The sequence below is a fragment of the Bradyrhizobium sp. SUTN9-2 genome (assembly GCF_003122645.1).
Classification (GTDB): Bacteria; Pseudomonadota; Alphaproteobacteria; order Rhizobiales; family Xanthobacteraceae; genus Bradyrhizobium; species Bradyrhizobium yuanmingense.
In genome coordinates this window covers 489313-494356 of record NZ_LAXE01000001.1, presented here as the reverse complement: position 1 = coordinate 494356, position 5044 = coordinate 489313, and the positions used below count along the sequence as shown (strand labels likewise).

The 5044-nt window shown below is 64.2% G+C and carries 4 protein-coding genes and 1 pseudogene; 1 reads left to right on the top strand and 4 read right to left on the bottom strand.

Annotated features, from left to right (window positions below):
* Positions 1 to 102: 102 nt before the first annotated feature.
* The 3 genes from XF30_RS02295 to XF30_RS02280 all read right to left on the bottom strand — a co-directional run bounded on the left by XF30_RS02295 (position 103) and on the right by XF30_RS02280 (position 3582).
* Positions 103 to 1737 carry an alkaline phosphatase family protein gene (locus XF30_RS02295; protein WP_109141813.1) on the bottom strand — a complete coding sequence of 545 codons (1635 nt, stop codon included), beginning with the start codon at positions 1735 to 1737 and terminating at the stop codon, positions 103 to 105.
* A 236-nt stretch (positions 1738 to 1973) separates the two neighbouring features.
* A complete protein-coding gene (obgE, locus tag XF30_RS02285; RefSeq protein ID WP_036008723.1) occupies positions 1974 to 3014 on the bottom strand; it encodes a GTPase ObgE in 1041 nt (346 codons plus the stop codon).
* 85 nt (positions 3015 to 3099) lie between these two features.
* On the bottom strand, positions 3100 to 3582 hold the full coding sequence (locus XF30_RS02280; RefSeq protein WP_109141812.1) for a MaoC family dehydratase: 483 nt from the start codon (positions 3580 to 3582) through the stop codon (positions 3100 to 3102).
* 278 nt (positions 3583 to 3860) lie between these two features.
* Here XF30_RS02280 and XF30_RS02275 point away from each other — a divergent pair, with 278 nt between their 5' ends.
* On the top strand, positions 3861 to 4775 hold the full coding sequence (locus tag XF30_RS02275; protein ID WP_109145534.1) for a DMT family transporter: 915 nt from the start codon (positions 3861 to 3863) through the stop codon (positions 4773 to 4775).
* Positions 4776 to 4949: 174 nt separating this feature from the next.
* On the opposite strand, the pseudogene XF30_RS39060 reads toward XF30_RS02275, so the two are convergent.
* Positions 4950 to 5044: pseudogene (locus XF30_RS39060) on the bottom strand (GNAT family N-acetyltransferase); the annotation flags it as partial.

Below are 5044 nucleotides of genomic sequence, written 5' to 3'. Positions count from 1 at the left end.
TCTCCGCGAAAGCGCTGGCAATTGAACTCGCGGAGAGTCCCCCTCATCCGGAATTTGCTCTCGCAAATTCCGGCCTCTCCCCGCAAGCGGGGAGAGGCTGCTTCACATCTTCGCGCGCTGGGCGATGCCGTCCTTGATCGCCGCGAGCTCTTTCTCGTCCCAGATGCCGATCAGGATGCCACCCTTCACCTGGAGCTGACTATCCGCATAGGCGGCGATCTTCTCGCGTGGTGTGGTGATATGATCGTTCGGATGCAGCGCCCAGTCGAACAGCTCGGCCTGGAGCCGCGCGATGATGCCGGCGCATTCCGGATCGTCGCCGCGATCCAGATATTCGTCCGGATCGGTTTCGAGGTCGTACAGCATCGGGCGGAAGCCGGAGGCGTGGATGTATTTCCAGCGCCCGTCGAACACCATGAACAGGCGGCAGCGCTCGATCGGCTGGTTCAGCTTCAGCCGCACGTCCTGCATGGAATAGTCGTATTCGGAGAATGCGACCTTGCGCCAGTCGCCCGGCTTCTCGCCGCGCAGCAGCGGCAGCAGCGAACGTCCTTCGAGGATATGGCCCGCCACCTTGCCCCCGAAATAGTCCACGAAAGTCGGCGCGAGATCGATCGCCTCAACCAGCGCATCGCTGCGCGTGCCGCGCGTCGCATCGGCCTCTTTCGAAGGATCGATGATGATCAGCGGGATCTTTGCCGATTGCTCGTGGAACAGGTCCTTCTCGCCCATCCAGTGATCGCCGAGATAGTCGCCATGATCGGAGGTGAACACGATCATGGTGGTGTCGAGCAGGCCGCGCTCACCTAAAAACTTCATCAGTACGCCCATCTGGTCGTCGATCTGGGTGATCAGGCCCATATAGGTCGGGATCACCTTTTCGCGGGCATCGTCGCGCGCCATGTTGCGGGAATAGCGCATGTCCATGTAGGCGCCGAACACCGGATGCGGATTCTGCCGTTCGCGCTCCGAGCGGATCACCGGGATCATGTCATCCGTCGAATACATGCTGGCATAGGGCTCCGGCGCGATATAGGGCCAGTGCGGCTTGATGTAGGACAGATGCAAACACCAGGGGCGGCCGTCCGTTTCCGCCTCGCTGATGAAGTCCATCGCGCGCCGCGTCATGTAGGGCGTCTCGGAATGCTCTTCTGGCACGCGCGCGGCCTTGTCGGCGTGCACCAGCAGCCAGCCGTTCTGCAAGCTGCCATCCTCGGCAGCGCCGGAATTGGCCCAGTGCTCCCAGGGATTGGTGGCTTCAAAACCCTGCTTTCGCAGATATTCGTCGTATTTCGGGCGTGGCCGTCCGGTCGGATGCAGGCCGTCGTCGCGCTCGTAAGGCTCGAAGCCGCATTCGGCGACATGCACGCCGATCATCGATTCCGGCGGGATGCCGAGCGCCTTCATGCCTTCGATATCAGGCGCCATGTGGGTCTTGCCGACCAGCACGTTGCGCACGCCGATCTTGTTGAGGTGATCGCCGAGCGTGGGCTCCCCGACGCGCAGCGGCCAGCCGTTCCAGTGCGAGCCGTGCGAGCGCATGTAGCGGCCGGTGTAGAACGACATCCGCGAGGGACCGCAGATCGGCGATTGCACATACGCCTTGCTGAACAGCACGCCGCGCTTGGCCATGGCGTCGATGTTCGGTGTCTTCAGCGTGGGATGGCCGGTGCAGCCGAGATAATCGTAGCGAAGCTGGTCGCACATGATCCAGAGAACGTTCTTCGCGCGCGCCATGTGTCATCCTGCCGTTTCTTGATTGTTCGATGCTGCGCTATCGCGGGCGCGAAGACAAGCCGGTGATGCGCGCGCTCGCAGCGATAGACTCCGCTGTCGTCCCCGCGAAGGCGGGGACCCATAACCACAGGGAGTCGTTTGGCGAAGACTCGTCGTTCGGTACTTCGACCCTTCGCCACAGATAGATCACGCGGTATGGGTCCCCGCCTTCGCGGGGACGACGTTGGGGAGAGAGTTTAAGCCGACCACGGCTCCGCTTCGGCCGCGCTCTTGGCCTTGGCGGAGACCGGGCTTTCGCCGATCACATCGGCCAGCGCGCGCAACGCCTCCTTGACGCCCTGGCCGGTGGCGCCCGACAGCAGCAGCGGCGTCTTCTTGGCGGCGCGCTTCAGGCGGTCCTTCTGCTTCTTCAGCTCGTCCGGCTCGACCGCATCGATCTTGTTCAGCGCGACGATCTCGATCTTGTCGGTGAGCTGGCCGCCATAGGCGTCGAGCTCCTTGCGCACGGTCTTGTAGGCCTTGCCGGCATGCTCGCAGGTGGCGTCGATGAGATGCAGCAGCACGCGGCAACGCTCGACATGGCCGAGGAAGCGGTCGCCGAGGCCGGTGCCTTCATGCGCGCCCTCGATCAGGCCGGGAATGTCGGCCAGCACGAATTCGCGGCCGTCGGCGTTCACGACGCCGAGCTGGGGATGCAGCGTGGTGAAGGGATAATCGGCGATCTTCGGCTTTGCCGCGCTGACCTTGGAGAGGAACGTTGACTTGCCCGCATTGGGCATGCCGACGAGGCCGGCGTCCGCGATCAGCTTCAGCCGCAGCCAGATCCAGCGCTCCTCGCCGGGCTGGCCGGGATTGGCGTTGCGCGGCGCGCGGTTGGTCGAGGACTTGAAATGCGCATTGCCGAAGCCGCCATTGCCGCCTTCGGCCAGCACGAACTTTTCGCCGACCTTGGTGAAGTCGTGGATCAAGGTCTCGCGATCCTCGTCGAAGATCTGCGTGCCGACCGGCACCTTCAGCACGATGTTCTTGCCGTTGGCGCCGTGGCGGTCCGAGCCCGAACCGTTCTCGCCCTTCTGCGCCTTGAAATGCTGCTGGTAGCGGTAGTCGATCAGCGTGTTGAGGCCGTCGGCGACCTCGATGATGACATTGCCGCCGCGGCCGCCATTGCCGCCGGAGGGACCGCCGAATTCGATGAACTTCTCGCGGCGGAACGCCACGCAGCCGTTCCCGCCGTCACCGGAGCGGATATAGACCTTTGCTTCGTCAAGGAATTTCATGGGCCATAGGTAGGCCAGCCGGCCCCCTGCGGCAACCCGGATTGACCCGCAAACCGGCTGAAATTCCGCCGACTGCTGCCCTTGCTTAACCGGTCGGTCGCCGCCGGATCAGGAATTTCTGCAGGCCGTCGAGCACCAGCTCCTTGCGCTGGTTGAACACGGTGCTGCGCAGCGTCACCACGCCGGTGGTGCGCCCCGGCACCAGCTCGGTGACTTCGAGCGCGGGATAGATGGTGTCGTCGGCGAACACCGGCTTGAGGAACCGGCTCGACTGCTCGAGGAAGCCGACCAGGGAGTCCTCGACCATGAACGGAAACAGGCCGGCGCCGGGCGCGGTGTGGATCAAGGTCTGGAAGCCGTGGGCGAGCAGGTACGGCATGCCGCGGGCGCGGCAATACTCCACGTCGTAATGCACGGGGTGGGTGTCGCCGCTCGCGGTCTGGAATGCGGCGAACACCGCCGAGGTCTGGGTCCGGCTCGGCAGCACGAAGCGTTCGCCGACGACGAAATCCTCAAACCAGCGTTGCGTCGGGATCATGCGATGCCGGGCCGGATCGAAATCGGTCATGGCTTAGCTCTCTTCTTGGCTCTCTCGTCGCGTGGCCTGTATCGCTACCGCGATGCGAAGAGTGCGACAATCCGTTCAATTCGGCGTTGTGGGCTTGTCCCGGCGGCTCACGTCATTAAAACGACGGCAAGCACCACTACCAGCCGATTCCTGACGCTCTCTCCCCGTCATTGCGAGCGCAGCGAAGCAATCCAGAATCCCTCCGCGGAAAGATTCTGGATTGCTTCGTCGCAAGAGCTCCTCGCAATGACGAGCCCCCGAACCTGCAATTCGTCGCAATGCCCCTGTTCAAGAATCTCTCCGCCTATGACGATCGCTCCGCGCGCCTGGCCGGCATCGGGCTCATGGTGCTGTCGATCTTCATGTTCTCGTTCGGCGACGCCATGGGCAAGTTCCTGGTCGGGACCTATTCGGTGGGGCAGCTGCTATTCCTGCGCGCCTGCGCGGCACTGCTCCTGCTGTCGCCGCTGATCTGGAAGCAGCGTCACCAGTTTCTGCATCTGGAGCGGCCGGGCCTGCAGCTGGTTCGCGTCGTGCTGTCGACGCTGGAAGTCGCGGCCTTCTTTCTCGCAACCGTCTATCTGCCGCTCGCCGACGTCATCACCTATTATCTCGCCGGCCCGATCTTCGTCACCGCGATGTCGGCGATCTTTCTGGGCGAGAAGGTCGGCTGGCGGCGCTGGACCGCGATCCTGATCGGCTTCTGCGGCGTCTTGGTCGCGCTGCGGCCGTCGGCGCAGACCGTCAGCCTGCCGGCGTTGATCGCGCTCGGCGGCAGTCTTTCTTTCGCGACCCTGATGCTGATCACGCGCAGCCTGCGCAAGACGCCCGACATCGTGATGGCGTCCTCGCAATTCCTCGGCACGTTCTCGCTGGGCGCAGTGCTGTCGGTGTTCAACTGGGTGCCGCCGACGCCGGGCAGCCTCGCGATCTTCGCCGCCGCCGGGCTGGTTTCGGTCACCGCGCTGTTCTGCGTCAACCGTTCGCTCAAGCTGGCGCCGGCCAGCGTCGTGGTGCCCTATCAATATTCGATGATCGTCTGGGCGGTGATCTTCGGCTTCGTCGTGTTCGGCGACGTCCCGTCCATCGCAACGCTCGTCGGCGCCGCAATCATCATCGGCGCCGGGTTCTACATTTATCTTCGGGAGCGCGATCTGGGACGTGAGAGCGACGAGGTCAATCCGCCGGCGTAGCCACGACGTCGTCCCGGGGCGCGCGCAGCGCGAGCCCGGGACCCATAGCCCCAGGGAGCAATTGGACGACGACCCGGAGTGGGCGCTTTGCCCCACACTGCGCTCCGGGATTATGGATCCCGGGCTCGCGCTACGCGCGCCCCGGGATGACAATTGTGAGTGCGGCGCCTCGCCCTACCGCACCCTCCTCGCACTGCTCCAGCTCTTCAGCGAGGCCCACACCCCGCGCGACAGGCGGAAGCAGTCGACGGGGGTCGAGGAGCCGAGCG

What these genes read in the sequence shown, in the direction of transcription:
- obgE (WP_036008723.1), bottom strand. Translation starts at nt 3,014, where the DNA reads ATGAAATTCCTTGACGAAGCAAAGGTCTATATCCGCTCCGGTGACGGC.
- XF30_RS02295 (WP_109141813.1), bottom strand. Translation starts at nt 1,737, where the DNA reads ATGGCGCGCGCGAAGAACGTTCTCTGGATCATGTGCGACCAGCTTCGC.
- XF30_RS02280 (WP_109141812.1), bottom strand. Translation starts at nt 3,582, where the DNA reads ATGACCGATTTCGATCCGGCCCGGCATCGCATGATCCCGACGCAACGC.
- XF30_RS02275 (WP_109145534.1), top strand. Translation starts at nt 3,861, where the DNA reads ATGCCCCTGTTCAAGAATCTCTCCGCCTATGACGATCGCTCCGCGCGC.